A 16,116-nucleotide genomic window follows, 5' to 3' on the forward strand; every position below is an offset into this window, starting at 1 on the left:
CCGGAAGTCTGCCTGCCCTTCGCGGCGCGCGCTGCAGCAGGGCCGGGACTCGGCGTGCGTCCGCAGCACCCGTCCAGCGCAGGTGACCAGGGCCGACCCGGCCGAGCCCGCGAAGGGCGGGGTTCGGCCTCCCCCGCCGTGCGGCGAGCATCACGCAGCCGTCCCGGAGGCCGCGACCTCCGGGACGGCTCGCGTCAGCCGCGCGCGGCGACCGGGTACGGCAGCAACGCCATCTCCCGAGCGTTCTTGATCGCCGCGGCCACCTGCTTCTGCTGCTGCGGCGTCAATCCCGTGACGCGGCGGGCGCGGATCTTGCCGCGGTCGGAGATGAAGGTGCGCAGCAGGTCCGCGTCCTTCCAGTCGACAACGGTGATCCCGCGGGCGTGCAAGGGGTTCACGCGCTTGCGGGTGACGCGGTCACGACGGGGCTTCGGCACGCGGCTCACCAGCTCGACTTCGAGACGCCGGGCAGCTCGCCGCGGTGCGCCAGCTGCCGCACGCGCACGCGGGACAGGCCGAACTTGCGCAGGTACCCGCGCGGGCGGCCGTCGGCCGCGTCGCGGTTGCGGATGCGCGTGGCGCTCGCGTCGCGCGGCATGCGCTGCAGCGCCACCACCGCGTCCGCCTTCTCCTGCGCCGAGGCCGAAGGCGACGCGATGACCGCCTTGAGCGCCCGGCGGCGCTCGACGTAGCGCGCCGCGACGACCTTCCGCTGCTCGTTCTTCGCGATCTTCGACTTCTTGGCCATCAGCGTTCTTCCTTGAACTCGACGTGCTTGCGCGCCACGGGGTCGTACTTGCGCAGGACCAGCCGGTCGGGGTCGTTGCGGCGGTTCTTCTTGGTCACGTACGTGTAGCCGGTACCGGCCGTGGACCGCAGCTTCACGATCGGCCGGACGTCGGTGCTCTTCGCCATCTAGAGCTTCACCCCCTTCGCGGCCAATCCGGCGACGACCGCGTCGATGCCGCGCTTGTCGATCGTCTTCATCCCCTTCGCCGACACCTTGAGCCGCACGGTCCGGCCGAGGCTCGGCACGAAGTAGCGGCGGGTCTGCAGGTTCGGCTCCCAACGCCGCGACGTGCGGCGGTGCGAGTGCGAGACCTGCTTGCCGTAGCCCGGCTTGCGGCCGGTGACCTGGCACACGGCTGACACGGACCCTCCCGAGTTGATAGTGATATTCGTTTTCAATTACGCTGCCACTGTACCCCGTTCCGTCGACTGGAGCTTCAGTGACCCCACACCCGCGTGTCCCGCTCGTGCTCGTCAGCGGACTCGCCGCCGATCCCGACGACGAGCTCGCCGAACTGCTGCGCCGCGCCGGCCCCGGCGTCGCCGTGGTCCACCACGACCTGCGCCACCTCGGCAGCGGCGTCGTCCGCCGCCGGCTCCGCCTCGGTGCCCGCGAAGAGTTCACCGCGCTCGAGCTCGCCCACGGCTGCGTGAACTGCACCCTGCGCGAAGACCTGCTCCCCCTGCTGCGCCGGCTCGCCCACCGTCCCGACGTGGACCGCATCGTCGTGCGCCTCGACGAGGCCATGGAGCCCGAGCCCGTGAGCTGGGCGATCGCGAACGTGCTGGTCGGCGACCGGCCCGTGAGCGACGACGTCGAGATCGAGGCCGTGTTCACCGTCGTCGACTGCGCCACGTGGCTCGCCGACGCGTCGGGCGACGAACTGCTGCTCGAACGCGGCCTGCAGGGCAGCCCCGAGGACGAGCGGACCGTCGCGCAGGTCGCGCTGGCGCAGGTGGAGTTCGCCGACGTCCTCGTGCTCGCCGGCGCGGCGCCCGACGCCTGGTGCGCGGCCAAGTCCGCGGCCGTGCTCGACCGCGTCGCTCCGTCGGTCCCGCGGGTTGAGCTCAGCCGCACGGAAGCGGCCGGGCTGCTCGCCGCCGTGCCGGACGGCGCCCGCCGCGGCGAGGTCACCGACCTGCACGGCGCTCTGCTGCGCGGCCAGCCGCCGCTGCACGCGGATTGCGGCATCGAGGTGCTCACGTTCACCGCCCAGCGCCCGTTCCACCCCGAGCGCCTGCACGAGGCGATCGACACGCTGCTCGGCGGTGTGGTCCGCACCCGCGGCCGCGCGTGGGTGGCGAGCCAGCCCGACGTCGCGTTCTGGCTCGAGTCGGCCGGCGGCGGCCTCGCACTCGGGCACGCCGGGCCGTGGCTCGCGTCGCCGGACGGGCCGGACTGGGCCGACGTCTCCGCCGAACGGCGCACGCTCGCGTCGCTGCGCTGGCACGAGGTCTGGGGCGACCGGGCACAGGAGCTCGTGGTCGTCACCGATCTCGCGGCCCCGCGCGACATCGACGACGCGCTGCGGGCCGCGCTGCTGACCGACGAGGAACTGGCCGAAGGGGAAGCTGCCTGGCGCAGCTACCCCGACCCGTTCGGCGAATGGCACGAAGACCCGTGCGAAGCAGGCGAAGACGACGAAGCAGAGCGGCACGTGAGCGCCGCGAACCGGAAGGACGAACCGCAGTGAAACCCGGCAGCCACCCCGACTACCACCCCGTGGTGTTCCGCGATTCGTCGACCGGCGACGCGTTCCTCACCCGCTCCACCGCGACCTCGGACCGGACGATCGAGTGGACCGACGGCAACACCTACCCGCTCGTGGTGGTCGACATCAGCGCGTGGTCGCACCCGTTCTGGACCGGCAACCAGCGGATCGTCGACTCCGCGGGCCAGCTCGAGAAGTTCCACCGCCGCTACGGGCGCCGGAACCAGGGCGGTGCGCGCTGATGGCCGTGCCCAAGCGGAAGAAGTCGCGCAGCACCACGCGGTCCCGGCGTGCGCAGTGGAAGGCCACGGCGCCCGACCTCGTGCCGATCACCGTCGACGGGGAGCGCAAGCGGGTCCCCCGCCGGCTGATCAAGCACTTCCAGCGGCTCGGGCGGTGAGCGTCCCCGTCACCGTCCTGTCGGGATTCCTCGGCGCCGGGAAGACCACCCTGCTGAACCACATCCTCGCCAACCGCGACGGGCTCCGGGTCGCGGTGCTCGTGAACGACATGAGCGAGGTCAACATCGACGCCGCGCTCGTGCGCGACAGCGTGTCCCGCACCGAGGAGCGGCTCGTCGAGCTGACCAACGGCTGCATCTGCTGCACCCTGCGTGAAGACCTGCTCGACGAGGTGGCGCGGCTGACCGCGGACGGCCGGTTCGACCACGTGCTCATCGAGTCGAGCGGGATCTCCGAGCCGATGCCGGTGGCCGCGACGTTCGCGTTCCCCGGCGACGACGGCACGCCGGTGCTGTCCGGCGCGCGGCTGGACACGATGGTCACGGTGGTCGACGCCGTGAACTTCGGCCGTGAACTCGCCGGCGGTGACTCGCTCGCGCAGCGCCGGCTCGACCAGTACGAGGGCGACGAGCGCACGGTGTCCGATCTGCTCGTGGACCAGGTCGAGTTCGCGGACGTGCTGCTGCTGAACAAGACCGACCTCGTGTCGGCGGCCCAGGCACAGCGCCTGGTGGCGGCCCTGCGCCGGCTCAACCCGGCGGCGGACGTGCTCACCGCGGCGTTGGGCCGGGTGCCGCTGCCGCGGGTGTTCGGTACGGGCCGGCACGACCCGCTGCGCGCGCAGCAGGCCCCGGGGTGGGTCGCGGAGCTCAACGGCGACCAGGTGCCGGAGACCGAGGAGTACGGCATCTCGAGCATCGTGTTCCGCGCCACGCGGGCGTTCGACCCGGCGCCGCTGTGGGAGTTCGTCACGACGCGGCTCGACTCGGGCGAGTTCGGGACGGTGTTGCGCTCCAAGGGGTTCTTCACGCTCGCGTCGCGCCCGGGCACGCTGGGTCTGTGGTCGCAAGCCGGCTCCGTGGCCCGCTTCGAACCGCAGGGCGTGACCCGCGCGCCGCAGCAGGAGCTGGTGTTCATCGGCGTGGACCTCGCCGGCGACCCGCTGCTGGCGGCGCTCGAGGCGTGCCTCACCGACGAACCGGTGTCCGCCGACCCGTTCCCCGAGTGGGCGCCCGCGCACGTCCACTGAGGACGGACGACGCCGCCGACGGCCGCGCGAACCCGCATCCGGGGCGCGCGGCCTTCGGCGTTCGCGGATCGTTCACCGGACCCTGCCGTCGTGATCAACAGCACTGGTCCACGGCGGACAGACCGTGCCTGAACTGCACGTTTCGTTGCCGTTAGGGGCGTTTCGCGAGGGTTGATCAATCCAGGTTTATCAGTTTAGGTTGATGAACGTGCCGGATCGGATCACCAAGGACCTCGTGGAAGGCGCCGCCGACCTGCGGGTCGCGCTCGGGCGCCTCGTGCGGCGGCTACGCCAGGGCTACGTGGTCGGCGAAGCGACGCTGTCGGAGAGCTCCGTGCTCTCCCGCCTCGACCGCGACGGACCCGCGACGCCCGGGTACCTCGCCGAGCAGGAGCGGGTGAAACCGCAGGCCATCGGCGTGACCCTGGCGGGGCTGGTCGACCGCGGGCTCGTGACGCGCAGGCCCGACACCGCCGACGGGCGGCGGGTGCTGATGTCCGTGACCGAAGCCGGCCGGAAACTCCTGACCGACCGGCGTTCACTCAACACCCAGCGCGTCGCCCGGGCACTGGCCGACGGCTTCGATGCCGAGGAGCGCCGCCGACTGCTCGAGGTGATCCCGTTGCTCGAACGCCTGGCGGACGAACTGTGACGACCACGGCCACCAGCCGCGGCGGCCGCTACAAGTGGGTCGCTCTCTCCAACACCACCCTCGGCGTGCTGATGTCGGCCCTCGACGGGTCGATCGTGATCATCTCGCTGCCCGCGATCTTCCGCGGCATCGGGCTCGATCCGCTCGCGCCGGCCAACATCGGCTACCTGCTCTGGATGATCCTGGGCTACCTGCTGGTGTCCGCCGTGCTGGTGGTGACGCTCGGCCGGCTCGGCGACATGTTCGGCCGCGTGAAGATGTACAACGTCGGGTTCGTGATCTTCAGCGTCGCCTCGGTGGCGCTGTCGTTCGACCCGTTCCACGCCGGCGCGGGCGCGCTGTGGCTCATCGGCTGGCGCATCGTGCAGGCCGTCGGCGGCTCCATGCTCACGGCCAACTCCGCGGCCATCCTCACCGACGCGTTCCCCCGCGAACAGCGCGGCATGGCGCTGGGCATCAACCAGATCACCGCGCTGGCCGGGCAGTTCCTCGGCCTCGTCGCCGGGGGCCTGCTCGCCGAGATCGACTGGCGCGCGGTGTTCTGGGTGAGCGTGCCGTTCGGCATCCTCGGCACGGTGTGGTCGATCCGCAGCCTGCGCGAGATCGGCACACCGCGCCGGGCGCGCATCGACTGGGGCGGCAACGTCACCTTCGCCGTCGGCACCGGCGTGCTGCTCGCCGCGATCACGTACGGCATCCAGCCGTACGGCGGTGCCGCGACGGGCTGGGGCAGCCCGTGGGTGCTCGGCGGCATCGTGATCGGCGTGCTGCTGCTGGTCGCGTTCGGTGTGATCGAGACGCGCGTGAAGGAGCCGATGTTCCAGCTCTCGCTGTTCCGGATCCGGGCGTTCACCGCGGGCAACCTCGCGGTGCTGCTCACGTCCGTCGCGCGCGGCGGGCTGCAGTTCATGCTGATCATCTGGCTCCAGGGCATCTGGCTCCCGCTGCACGGGTACGAGTACGAGAAGACGCCGCTGTGGGCCGGGATCTACCTGCTGCCGCTCACGGTCGGGTTCCTCATCGCGGGCCCGGTGTCCGGCTACCTGTCGGATCGCTTCGGCGCGCGGCTGTTCTCCACGCTCGGCCTGATCCTGGTGGCGGGGTCGTTCCTCGGGCTGCTCGCGCTGCCCGTCGACTTCTCGTACCCGGTGTTCGCGCTGCTGCTGGTGCTCAGCGGGCTCGGACAGGGCATGTTCTCCGCGCCCAACACGTCGGCGATCATGAGCAGCGTCGCCGACCACCAGCGCGGCGTCGCCTCCGGCATGCGCTCGACGTTCCAGAACTCCGGCACGGCGCTGTCGATCGGTGTGTTCTTCTCGCTGATGATCGCCGGGCTCGCCGGTTCGCTGCCCGAGACGCTGACCAGCGGGCTGCAGGCCCACAGCGTGCCCGCCGGCATCGCCGCGAACGTCGCCCAGCTGCCGCCGGTGAGCACGCTCTTCGCGGCGTTCCTCGGCAGCAACCCGGTGGCGCACCTGCTCGGCCCGGGTGTCCTTTCCGGACTCCCGCCCGACGACGCCGCGGCACTGACCGGCAAGGAGTTCTTCCCGCAGCTCATCTCCGGCCCGTTCCACCACGGGCTGGTCACCGTCTTCACGGCGGCCGCCGTGATGGCGCTCGTCGCGGGGATCGCCTCGGTGTCCCGCGGCAAGCGCTACTTCCACGATCAAAGCGCCAACCCAGACAGGGAGAACGGATGAACGACACGCTCACCGCCGGCACCGTCACGATCACCGGCCACGGCGGTGACGAGATCGAGGCGTACCTGGCGCGCCCGCTCGACCCCGCGCCGCGCGGCGGCGTCGTGGTGATCCACCACATGCCGGGTTACGACCCGGCGACCAAGGAGATGGTCCGCCGCTTCGCCGCCGAGGGTTTCGCGGCGCTGTGCCCGAACCTGTACTCGCGCGAGGCGCCGGGCGCGAGCCCCGACGACGCCGCCGCGACCGTCCGCGCCGCCGGCGGAGTGCCCGACGAGCGCCTCGTCGGTGACGTCGAAGGCGCCGCGAAGTACCTGAAGGCGCTGGACAACGCCAACGGCAAGATCGGCGTGATCGGCCACTGCTCGGGCGGGCGCCAGACGTTCCTCGTCGCGTGCTCGACGCGGGTCGACGCCGCGGTGGACTGCTACGGCGCGTTCGTCGTCAACGAGCCGCCGGCCGGCATGCCCGCGACGATGAAGCCGCTGCTGGGCCTCGCGCCGCAGCTCTCGGCCCCGCTGCTGGGCATCTTCGGCGCCGACGACCAGTACCCCGCGCCCGACGAGACCGCGAAGCTCGCCGCCGAGCTCGACCGCCTCGGCAAGGAACACGAGTTCCACACCTACGAGGGCGCCGGCCACGCGTTCTTCGCCGTCGACCGCCCGAGCTACCGGCCCGAGGCCGCCGTCGACGGCTGGGCCAAGATCCTCGACTTCTACGGCCGGCACCTCAGCGCCTGAACCACCGGAGGGACGTTTCCCATGTGCACCTACCTGACCGAGAAGTTCGCCGTGGAAGGCAGCGGCAAGAGCGCGACCGGCTGGCACAGCGTCAGCGAGGCCACCGTGTACGTCGACCACCCGACGCACGCGCGCTACGCCCACACCGTGAACATCGACTTCATGAACCCGAAACTCGGCCCGTCGGCGCGGGTGGCGCTGGAGCTGACGGAAGAGGACGCGCTCGCGCTGGCGGAGGCGATTCGGACTGCGTTGGCGGCTGCGCCGGCGGGGCTGGCTTCGCGGAACCAGTGAGCGGGGCCGACCGCCCTACTTGCGCAACCGCCGGCTGACAAAGCAATGATCCCTGCACCCGGTCCTCGCCCGCTCGGGTTTTCGGTCCTGCGCGGGGGCGTGTTGCGGTGCGTAGGCACCCCGAAGCTCGAGTGTGACTACGGCCGCTGATCCCGTGTCAAGGCGGGAAAGCGTGCCTTGACACGGGGTCGGCGGCCGTGTTGGAGCTTCGGATCGAGGTGCCGGGCAGGGGCTGGGTGCATCCTTCATGGCGTTGTCGGGTGGCGATTTCGTATGCGCGTGGTGGGCCGCCGCTCGCGGTGCCGGGCAGGGGCTGAGCGCAGGACGTTCTGCCTAGGTTGGCGGCGGTGTTGTATGCGCGTGGTGCGGCGCCGGTCGAGGTGCTCGGCGGGGGCTGGGTGCAGGGTTTCGGTGCGTTGTCGGCCGGCGGTAGCGTGAGCGGGGCGCGGCCCGGGTGATCAGGGTGTGTAGAGCGCGCCCAGGAACTCCAGCAACAGCCGCTCCCGCAGCGCTTCCGGCGCGGTGGCCAGCAGGGCGTTGATCGGGGCCATCCGGTCGGGCAAGCCGCCATCGCCCATCAGGCCGGCGGCCGTGAGGAGGCCCGCGAACTGTTCCGCTGTCAGGGTTTGCGGGTCGAGGGCGTCGACGAAGGCGGCGACGTCCGCGTCGACCAGCACCGGCCCGGCTTCGGTCGCCGCGGCGACCGAAGCGGTGAGGTCGGCGAGGAAGTGCTTCTCGCTGCCGTGGTTGGCGGCGGTGATCGTGAGGTGCAGGTTCAGCGGCGAGCCGCCGTGGGCGAACTGCGGCTGCACGTACCAGCCGCGCAGCTTCATCTCGTCCGCCACCGTGAAGAGGTCGAAGCCGGCGCCGTCGGCGGTGAACGCGACCAGCGTCGAGTCCGGGTCGCCCAGCACCCGCAGCCCGGCGATGTCCTCGACGCCCGCCCGGATCCGCGTGACCGCTTCGCGCGTGACCTCGGCCAGGCGCAGGTAGCCGTCCTCACCGAGGTGGTTCACCACGGCCCACGCGGCGGCGAGCGGTCCGCCCGAGCGCGTGCTCTGCAGCGTCGGGTTGAGCATCGTGTAGCCGGGCCACGCGGCGCTGGCGAAGTAGTGCGTGCGGCGCAGCTGCGCGTTCGCGTGCAGCAGCACCGAGACGCCCTTGGCGCAGTAGGCGTACTTGTGCAGATCCACCGACAGGCTGGTGACTCCGGGGACGCGGAAGTCGAACGGCGGGACGTCCGCGCCCAGCTTCGCGAAGTACGGCAGCACCCAGCCGCCGATGCACGCGTCCACGTGCATCCGCACCCCGCGCCGGGCCGCAGCGGCCGCGATCTCCGGAATCGGGTCGACCACGCCGTGGGCGTACGAGGGCGCGCTCGCGACGACGAGCACGGTGGATTCGTCGATCGCCGCGGCCATCGCTTCGGGCCCGGCGCGGAACGTCTCCGGATCGACCGGCACCACGATCTCGCGGACGCCGAACAGGTGCGCCGCCTTGTGGAACGCGGCGTGCGCGGTGTCGGGCAACACGATGCTGGGCGCCACGACGTCCGGCCGGGCGTCGCGCGCGGCGAGGACCGCGAGCAGGCAGGACTCCGTGCCGCCCGAGGTCACCGTGCCGACGGTCGCGTCCGTGCCGCCCAGCAACGCCGCCGCGCGGCCGACGAGGTCGTTCTCGAGCTTCAGCAGGCTGGGGAACGCCGTGGGGTCGAGCGCGTTGGCCGACGACGCGAGCGCGTGCGCGGCCGCCGCGATCTCGTCCACTTCGGACAGCCCGCTGTCGTAGACGTAGGCCAGCGTGCGCCCGCCGTGGGTCGGCAGATCACCCGCGCGCAGGGCCCGCAGCTGCGCCAGCACGTCGGTCACAGCTGCGGCTCCACCGGCCGCGGTTCGAGCGTCTTGCGGCGCAGCAACGGGATCGCCAGCGCGATGAGCACCGCGGGCAGCACCGAGGAGCCGATCGTGATCGCCGTGATCGCCGAACTCGGCTGCGCGGAGGTGGCGTCGGTGCTCGACACGTAGTGCCCGGCCGAGAGCACCAGGCCGAACAGGCCCGGGCCGAGCGCGAGGCCCAGGGTCTCCGACGCCGTCCACACGCCGGCCGTGATGCCCGCGCGCGTCTCGCCGGTGCGCTCCTCTTCGGCGCTGATCAGGTCGGGCAGGATGGCGAGCGGGAACACGGAGATGCCGGCGTAGCCGACGCCGGCCAGCGCCACGAACACCATCGTCACCGCGAGCGGGATGTCCTTGGCGAACAGGATGCCCAGCAGCCCGACGGTGAACGAGGTCGTCGCGATGCGGAAGCCCACCAGCTTGCCCCACCGCTGCCCCAGCCGCGGCCACAGCGGCATCGTCAGCAGCGCCGGCCCCACGAACCCGACGAACAGCACGGTGCGGTAGCTCGGGTCGCCGAGCACGTGCTGGGCGAAGTACGGGATCGCGGCGAGCACCGTGCCGATGCCCAGCGCCTGGATGAAGTACGAGCCCATGAGCCAGCAGAACGGGCGCCACTGCGCGATCGTGCGGATCAGCTGCTTGAAGCTCACGGCGTTGGGCCGCAGCAGGCCGACCGGCGCGCCCTTCAGGCCGAAGTAGACACCCAAGGTGGCCGCCAGGATGATCACCGCCATCACGACGCCCATCACCCGGTAGCCCGCGACGCCTTCGAGGATGTCGGTGATCGCCGGCGCGGCGCCGCCGGAGACGAGGATCGCGACGGCGAGCACGCCGATGCGCACGCTGGTGAGCTTCGTGCGCTCCTCGGCCGAGTCCGTCAGCTCGGCCGGCAGCGCGTTGAACGGCACCTGGAAGAACGCATACGCGGTGGCGCACAAGAAGAACACGATCACCACGTAGAGCGCGTCCACGGCGGGCGTGCCGAACCCGGGGTGCGCGAACAGCGCCGCGAAGAGGATCGCGACGCCCACCCCGCCGCGTAGCAGGAACCGCCGCCGGCTGCCGGTCTTCACGAGGTCCGCGTCGGACAGCCGTCCCGCGACGGGGTTGAAGACCACGTCCCACGCCTTCGGCACGAACACGATCACCCCGGCCCACGCGGCGGGCACCGCCATCGTGTCGGTGAGGTAGGGCAGGAGCAGCAGGCCGGGCACCGTGCCGAAAGCTCCGGTGACGAACGAGCCGAGCGAGTAGTTGAATCTCGTCCGGCGGGGCAGCGGCGCCAATGGTCCTCCTCGAGGCGGTACCGGCGAAGGCGGTGCTAGTGGAAGTGACTAGTGGATCTTCGCGGTTCCCCGGTAGTGGTCGGGGGGAATCGTGCCACCGTCGTAATGCACCGCGCGTACCGGGCCGACCTCGCCCCGTGCGCCACCCGGAACCGCGGCTCAGGACAGCGCGCCGGCCACCTTCGTCAGCGAACCCGCGTCGCCGCGCAGCAGCAGGGTCGTCACCACGGTCTTCTCCCATTCGGCGAGTTCCTCGCGGATCTTCGCGGGCGGCCCGATCAGCGACGTGTCCTCCACGAGCGACGTCGGGATCGCGGCCACGGCCTCGTCCTTGCGCCCGGCGAGGTAGAGCTCCTGCACCCGGTCGGCCGCCTCCTCGTAACCCAGGCGCGCGAACACGTCGTGGTGGAAGTTCACGCTCTTGGCGCCCATGCCGCCGATGTACAACGCGAGCGCCGGCTTGATCCAGCTCGCCGCTTCCTCCACGTCGTCGTGCACGATCACCGGCACCGACGCGGGCACCTCGAACTCCGCCGCGGTGCGCCGCGCCCCCGGCCGCGCGAAGCCTTCGTGCAACGCGGCGCGGTAGAACTCGTCGGCCTTCGGCGAGAAGAACAGCGGCAGCCAGCCGTCGCAGATCTCGGCGGCCAGCGCGACGTTCTTCGGTCCCTCGGCCGCGAGGTAGATCGGGAGGTCCGCGCGCAGCGGGTGCACGGTGGGCTTGAGCGGTTTCCCCAGCCCCGCGCCGCCCCGGTACGGCAGCTGGTAGAACTGCCCGTCGAGCGTCACGGGCTCCTCGCGGGCCAGGACCTTGCGGATGATCTCGACGTACTCGCGCGTGCGGGCGAGCGGCTTCGGGTACGGCTGGCCGTACCAGCCCTCCACGACCTGCGGGCCGGACGCACCGAGCCCGAGCACGAACCGGCCGCCGGAGAGGTGGTCGAGCGTCAGTGCGGTCATCGCGGTCGCGGTGGGCGTGCGCGCGGACATCTGCACGATGTTGGTGCCGAGCTTCACGCGGCTCGTCGACGCGCCGGCCCACGCGAGCGGGGTGAACGCGTCGGAGCCGTAGGCCTCCGCGGACCACACCGAGTCGAACCCGAGGCGTTCGGCCTCGAGCACCGCTTCCAGCGCGCCCGGCGTCGGCCCGCTCCCCCAGTACCCGAGGTGGTAGCCCAGCTTCATGCAGCCCTCCGTGAGTCGGCTCAGACGTTCGGTGAGTAGTGCTCCGGCTCGCCGCGCCGCGAAAGCGGCGGCAGGTTCCTCCGTGGAGTCTCGACCACTAGCGCCTCCGCGGCCACCTCGCCCCGCGTGCGCCGCCAGCCGGCACGGGCGCGCGGGTGGTAGCGGCGGTCGCGCGGCACGAGCGAGAAGACCGCGTTGACGGCGCGGCCGAAGAAGCGGTGGCGGCGTTCGTCCGTGGCCGACCACGAGAACCCGAGCAGCTGCCGGACCTCGGGGTCGTACAGCCCGATCGTGAGCCAGACGAACTGCTTCGCTATCACCGCCGAAACCGGCCGCCACAGCGCCTCGGGCAGCCACGGCAGGAACGGCGGCTTGGCCATGCCACGCAGGTCGAGGACGTCGCGGGTGGCCTTGTTGTCCTCCAGCACCTCGGTGCACATGTGCTTCCAGTACCGCTGGAAGTCCTCCCAGGACTGCGGCACGGGGCGCATGGTCAGGTCGTACATCCGCCACCAGCGCACGTGTTCGTCGAACAGCGTGCGCTTCTCGGCTTCGCCGATGCCGCCCATGAAGGTGTCGGCGATGAGGATCGTGCTGACGAAGAACGTCGAATGCGCCCAGTAGAAGGTGTCGGGGTCGAGCGCGTGGTAGCGGCGGCCCCGGGCGTCGACGCCCTTGATGCGGTCGTGGTAGCCGCGCACCTCCAGCGCGGTCCGATGCGCGCGCGGCCCGTCGTAGACGACGCCGCCGATCGGGTAGAGCGAACGGAAGAGCCGCTGCCAGCGTTCCTCGAAGAAGCGGGAGTGCTGTTCGACGCCGGCGCCGAGCCCGGGGTGCATGTTCTGCATGGAGCCCGCCCATAGGGCGATCAGCAGCCCGCGCCAGTCGCCGAAGTACCGCCACGTGAGCGAATCCGGGCCCAATGGTTCGGGTTCCTCCCGCGTCATCGGCGCCCCTTCCGTCCCGTGTGTCCGCGAACTGACTACGGCCGTTGTCAGGTTAGGATGTGACAACGGGCGTGGTCAACTACGGGAGTGGATATGCCGGGCCGCACGTGGGCGGGCACGACGCTGGACGATCGCAAGGCGGCGCGGCGGGACCAGCTGGTCGCCGCCGGGCTCGACCTGCTCGGCACCGAGGGCACCGCGGCGGTGAGCGTGCGCGCCGTGTGCCGGCACGCGCACCTGACCGAGCGGTACTTCTACGAGAGCTTCAGCGACCGGGAAGAGCTCGTCGCCGCCGTCTACGAGCACGTCGGCGAACGGGCGCGGCAAGCCTTGGTCGACGCGATCCGCGACGCGCCGGACCCGCGCCGGCGCGCCGAACGCGCCGTTCGGGCGTTCGTGGCGCTGATGGTCGACGACCCGCGCCAGGGCCGCGTGCTGCTGCTGGCCCCGCTCACCGACCCCGCGCTGACCCGGCGCGGCCGGCACCTGCTGCCGGCGTTCGCCGCGCTCGTGGGCGAGCAGCTCTCGCACGGCGACGAGACCGACCGGCAGCTGGTCGCGATCGGGCTCGTCGGCGCGCTGAGCAACGTGTTCATCGCCTACCTCGACGGGACGCTGCGCGTGAGCCGCGAGCGGCTCGTGGCGCACTGCGTCCGCCTGGTGCTCGGCGCCGACGCTTTCGCTCACTGAGCCGTTTCCTCCTGCAGCCGCAAGGCGATGTCGATGATCATGTCCTCCTGGCCGCCGACGTACCGCTCGGCGCCGACGCGGTAGAGGATGTCGTGGGCCGGTACGCCGTAGCGTTCCGCGGCGCGCTCGGCGTGCAGCAGGAAGCTCGAGTACACCCCGGCGAAACCTTGCACGATCGAGGAGCGGTCCATCACCGGCAGGCGCGTGAGGTACTTCTTCACGACGTTCTCGGCCGCGTCCATGAGCAGGTCCTTGTCCACCCCGGTCGGCACACCCAGCCGTTCGAAGGTCGCGGCGAGCACCTCGGTGGGTGAGTTGCCGGCACCCGCGCCCAGCGCCGTGAGCGAGCCGTCGATCTGGCGGGCGCCCGCGCGGTGGGCGAGCACGGAATTGGCGACGCCGAAGCTGAGGTTCTGGTGGCCGTGGTAACCGACCTGCGCGTCGTCGCCCAGCTCCGCCACCAGCGCGGCGACGCGGTCCGCCGCCTCTTCGAGGATGAGCGCGCCCGCGGAGTCCACGACGTACACGCACTGGCAGCCGGCGTCGGCCATGATCCGCGCCTGCTTCGCGAGGTCTTCGGGCGCCGACAGGTGGGCCAGCATCAGGAAGCCGACCGTTTCGAGGCCGAGGTCGCGCGCGGCGCCGAAGTGCTGGATCGAGACGTCGGCCTCGGTGCAGTGCGTGGCGACGCGGACAGCGCCGGCGCCGAGGCCGGCCGCGGCCCGCAGGTCCGTCACCGTGCCGAGGCCGGGCAACAGGAGCACGGCGATCTTCGCCCGCTTCGCCTCGTCGACGGCGGCCGCGATCAGCTTGCGTTCGTCGACGGCCGAGAAGCCGTAGGTGAACGTCGAGCCACCGAGGCCGTCGCCGTGGGTCACCTCGATGAGCGAGACGCCCGCGGTGTCGAGGGCGCGCACGGTGTCGCGGACCTGCTGTTCGGTGAAGCGGTGGGCCATGGCGTGGCTGCCGTCGCGCAGGGTCGTGTCGACGAGCCGGACGGGCGCGGTCATGCCGCCACCAGTTCCGCCGCGAGCAGGTCGCCGACGCGCGCCGCGGCGGCGGTCATGATGTCGAGGTTGCCCGCGTAGGTGGGCAGGTAGTCGCCGTTGCCCGCGACTTCCAGGAACACCCCGACGCGCGCGACGCCGTTCCACTCGGGTCGTGGCGGGTCGAACTGCGGATCGGCTTTGAGCGTGTACCCCGGTACGTAGCGGCGGACCTCCTCGACCATGCGGTGGATCGAGCCGGTGATCGCGGCGAAGTCGGCGTCCGGGTCGACTGCGCAGAACACGGTGTCGCGCATGATCATCGGCGGATCCATCGGGTTGATGATGATGATCGCCTTGCCCTTCGCCGCGCCGCCGACCTCCTCGAGACCGCGCGCGGTGGTTTCGGTGAACTCATCGATGTTGGCGCGCGTGCCGGGCCCGGCCGAGCGCGACGAGACGGACGCGACGATCTCCGCGTAGGGCACGGGTGTCACGCGTGAGACGGCGTGCACGATCGGGATCGTCGCCTGGCCGCCGCAGGTGATCAGGTTGAGATCGGGCACGTCGAGCCGCTCGGGCGGCGTCACCGCGGGGCACGTGAACGGGCCGACGGCGGCCGGGGTCAGGTCGATCGCGCGGATGCCCGCCGCGGCGTAGCGCGGCGCGTTCGCGCGGTGCGCTTTCGCCGACGTGGCTTCGAAGACGATCTGCGGCAGCTCCGCGCGGGCGAGCAGCCAGTCGACGCCGCCCGCGGACGTCTCCAGGCCGAGCTTCTCCGCCCGGGCGAGCCCGTCGGACGCCGGGTCGACGCCGACCACGTACCGCACTTCCAGGGTGTCGCTGCGCCGCAGCTTCGCGAGCAGATCCGTGCCGATGTTCCCGGGGCCGACGATCGCGGCCGTCACCTTGCCTTGCGCCATGCCGCCCGACGGTCCTCGCCGCGAGGGTGCACACTCAACTCGTGCGTACCACTGGCCGGAACGGTACCGACGGCATCGACGGCGCCGACGGGCTCGTCACCGCCCGCGTCGCGGCGATCCTGGGCGCCTTCCGCCCGGGTGACGACACCGTCGGCGTGTCCGAGCTCGCCCGGCGCACCGGCCTGGCCAAGACCACGGTGCACCGCCTCACCCGCCACCTCTGCGCCGCCGGGCTCCTCGAACCCGACGGCACCGCCCTGCGCCTCGGGTTGCGGCTGTTCGAAATCGGCCAGCTCGCCGTCCGCCGCCGCGGCCTGGTCGAAGCCGCGCGCCCGTCGCTGGCCGACCTGCGCGAGGCCACCCGCAACACGGTGCACCTCGCCGTCCTGGAAGGCACCGAGGTCGTCTACCTGGACGTCCTGCGCGGGCCGGACGCGCCCGACGTGCCGTCCCGCATCGGGGGTCGCTTCCCCGCCCACGCGACCGGCGTGGGGAAGGCGATCCTCGCGTTCTCCGCGGAACCGTTGGTGGCACAGGTGATCGCCGCGGGTCTCCCCCGGCTGAGCCCGCGCACGATCACCGCGCCGGGCCTGCTGCGCCGCCAGCTCGCCCGGGTGCGCGCCGAGGGCGTGTCCTTCGAACGCGAGGAGTCCGGCGTCGGCGTGGTCTGCGCCGCGAGCCCCCTGCTGGACGCCTCGGGCGCCGCGGTGGCCGCCATCTCCGCCACGGGCTGGGCCACGCGGATGCGGACGGAACGGGTGGCACCGGCGGTGCGGACGGTCGCGCTGGCGTTGTCGCGGTTGTGCGCCGAAACCTGAGTCGC

At 71.9% G+C, this 16,116-nt stretch carries 20 protein-coding genes; 10 read left to right on the forward strand and 10 right to left on the reverse strand.

All coding sequences use genetic code 11. The features are described from left to right. Nucleotides 1–194: 194 nt before the first annotated feature. Genes rpsR through rpmB form a run of 4 tightly spaced genes read right to left on the reverse strand, consistent with a single transcriptional unit; the run spans nt 195 to nt 1,152 of the window. Nucleotides 195–446 carry a 30S ribosomal protein S18 gene (gene rpsR, locus ACIA77_RS06335; protein ID WP_395884725.1) on the reverse strand — a complete coding sequence of 84 codons (252 nt, stop codon included), beginning with the start codon at nt 444–446 and terminating at the stop codon, nt 195–197. Then, nucleotides 443–748, reverse strand: a complete 306-nt coding sequence (rpsN, locus tag ACIA77_RS06340) for a 30S ribosomal protein S14 (RefSeq protein ID WP_395884726.1) — start codon at nt 746–748, stop codon at nt 443–445. The genes rpsR and rpsN overlap by 4 nt, the downstream gene beginning before the upstream one ends. Then, entirely contained in the window at nt 748–915 is a 168-nt protein-coding gene (rpmG, locus tag ACIA77_RS06345) for a 50S ribosomal protein L33 (protein ID WP_395884727.1), read from the reverse strand. Before rpmG ends, rpsN begins: the two co-directional genes overlap by 1 nt. Further along, entirely contained in the window at nt 916–1,152 is a 237-nt protein-coding gene (gene rpmB, locus ACIA77_RS06350) for a 50S ribosomal protein L28 (RefSeq protein ID WP_395884728.1), read from the reverse strand. It abuts the gene before it with no gap. Between the two features lie 77 nt (nt 1,153–1,229). On the opposite strand from rpmB, the gene mrf reads away from it, so the two are divergent. From mrf to ACIA77_RS06390, 8 genes are all read left to right on the forward strand, one after another. Further along, nucleotides 1,230–2,483: a ribosome hibernation factor-recruiting GTPase MRF gene (gene mrf / locus ACIA77_RS06355; protein WP_395884729.1), complete on the forward strand. Its 1,254-nt coding sequence runs from the start codon at nt 1,230–1,232 to the stop codon at nt 2,481–2,483. After that, on the forward strand, nt 2,480–2,743 hold the full coding sequence (locus ACIA77_RS06360; RefSeq protein ID WP_395884730.1) for a type B 50S ribosomal protein L31: 264 nt from the start codon (nt 2,480–2,482) through the stop codon (nt 2,741–2,743). Before mrf ends, ACIA77_RS06360 begins: the two co-directional genes overlap by 4 nt. After that, nucleotides 2,743–2,901: a 50S ribosomal protein L32 gene (gene rpmF / locus ACIA77_RS06365; protein ID WP_395884731.1), complete on the forward strand. Its 159-nt coding sequence runs from the start codon at nt 2,743–2,745 to the stop codon at nt 2,899–2,901. Before ACIA77_RS06360 ends, rpmF begins: the two co-directional genes overlap by 1 nt. Continuing rightward, nucleotides 2,898–3,992: a GTP-binding protein gene (locus ACIA77_RS06370; RefSeq protein ID WP_395884732.1), complete on the forward strand. Its 1,095-nt coding sequence runs from the start codon at nt 2,898–2,900 to the stop codon at nt 3,990–3,992. The genes rpmF and ACIA77_RS06370 overlap by 4 nt, the downstream gene beginning before the upstream one ends. A 202-nt stretch (nt 3,993–4,194) precedes the next feature. Further along, on the forward strand, nt 4,195–4,644 hold the full coding sequence (locus tag ACIA77_RS06375; protein ID WP_395884733.1) for a MarR family winged helix-turn-helix transcriptional regulator: 450 nt from the start codon (nt 4,195–4,197) through the stop codon (nt 4,642–4,644). After that, nucleotides 4,641–6,344 (forward strand): MFS transporter, encoded by a 1,704-nt coding sequence (locus ACIA77_RS06380; protein ID WP_395884734.1) that lies wholly within the window; start codon nt 4,641–4,643, stop codon nt 6,342–6,344. The genes ACIA77_RS06375 and ACIA77_RS06380 overlap by 4 nt, the downstream gene beginning before the upstream one ends. Further along, a complete protein-coding gene (locus ACIA77_RS06385; RefSeq protein WP_395884735.1) occupies nt 6,341–7,084 on the forward strand; it encodes a dienelactone hydrolase family protein in 744 nt (247 codons plus the stop codon). The genes ACIA77_RS06380 and ACIA77_RS06385 overlap by 4 nt, the downstream gene beginning before the upstream one ends. Nucleotides 7,085–7,105: 21 nt before the next feature. Next, complete coding sequence (locus ACIA77_RS06390) at nt 7,106–7,378, forward strand: DUF6295 family protein (RefSeq protein WP_395884736.1); 273 nt, start codon at nt 7,106–7,108, stop codon at nt 7,376–7,378. Nucleotides 7,379–7,836: 458 nt separating this feature from the next. Here the strand turns inward: ACIA77_RS06390 and ACIA77_RS06395 are convergent, their stop codons facing one another. The 4 genes from ACIA77_RS06395 to ACIA77_RS06410 all read right to left on the reverse strand — a co-directional run bounded on the left by ACIA77_RS06395 (nt 7,837) and on the right by ACIA77_RS06410 (nt 12,694). Beyond that, a complete protein-coding gene (locus ACIA77_RS06395; RefSeq protein WP_395884737.1) occupies nt 7,837–9,246 on the reverse strand; it encodes a pyridoxal phosphate-dependent decarboxylase family protein in 1,410 nt (469 codons plus the stop codon). Then, on the reverse strand, nt 9,243–10,562 hold the full coding sequence (locus ACIA77_RS06400) for an MFS transporter (protein WP_395884738.1): 1,320 nt from the start codon (nt 10,560–10,562) through the stop codon (nt 9,243–9,245). The genes ACIA77_RS06395 and ACIA77_RS06400 overlap by 4 nt, the downstream gene beginning before the upstream one ends. 159 nt (nt 10,563–10,721) lie before the next feature. After that, nucleotides 10,722–11,747, reverse strand: a complete 1,026-nt coding sequence (locus ACIA77_RS06405) for an LLM class F420-dependent oxidoreductase (protein ID WP_395884739.1) — start codon at nt 11,745–11,747, stop codon at nt 10,722–10,724. 20 nt (nt 11,748–11,767) lie between these two features. Further along, a complete protein-coding gene (locus ACIA77_RS06410; protein ID WP_395884740.1) occupies nt 11,768–12,694 on the reverse strand; it encodes an oxygenase MpaB family protein in 927 nt (308 codons plus the stop codon). A 93-nt stretch (nt 12,695–12,787) separates the two neighbouring features. Here ACIA77_RS06410 and ACIA77_RS06415 point away from each other — a divergent pair, with 93 nt between their 5' ends. Further along, nucleotides 12,788–13,384, forward strand: a complete 597-nt coding sequence (locus tag ACIA77_RS06415; protein WP_395884741.1) for a TetR/AcrR family transcriptional regulator — start codon at nt 12,788–12,790, stop codon at nt 13,382–13,384. Here ACIA77_RS06415 and dmpG read toward each other — a convergent pair. After that, on the reverse strand, nt 13,378–14,394 hold the full coding sequence (dmpG, locus tag ACIA77_RS06420) for a 4-hydroxy-2-oxovalerate aldolase (RefSeq protein WP_395884742.1): 1,017 nt from the start codon (nt 14,392–14,394) through the stop codon (nt 13,378–13,380). The two genes, ACIA77_RS06415 and dmpG, sit on opposite strands and share 7 nt — an antisense overlap. Then, the gene (locus ACIA77_RS06425; RefSeq protein WP_395884743.1) at nt 14,391–15,293 is read right to left on the reverse strand and encodes an acetaldehyde dehydrogenase (acetylating); all 903 of its coding nucleotides are present in this window, start codon (nt 15,291–15,293) and stop codon (nt 14,391–14,393) included. Before ACIA77_RS06425 ends, dmpG begins: the two co-directional genes overlap by 4 nt. Nucleotides 15,294–15,334: 41 nt before the next feature. Between ACIA77_RS06425 and ACIA77_RS06430 the strand changes: the two genes are divergently transcribed. Continuing rightward, nucleotides 15,335–16,111, forward strand: coding sequence for an IclR family transcriptional regulator (locus ACIA77_RS06430; protein ID WP_395884744.1), 777 nt, complete (start codon nt 15,335–15,337; stop codon nt 16,109–16,111). Nucleotides 16,112–16,116 lie beyond the last annotated feature (5 nt).

The organism is Amycolatopsis sp. NPDC051903 (assembly GCF_044452505.1).
In the GTDB taxonomy this organism is placed as follows: domain Bacteria; phylum Actinomycetota; class Actinomycetes; order Mycobacteriales; family Pseudonocardiaceae; genus Amycolatopsis.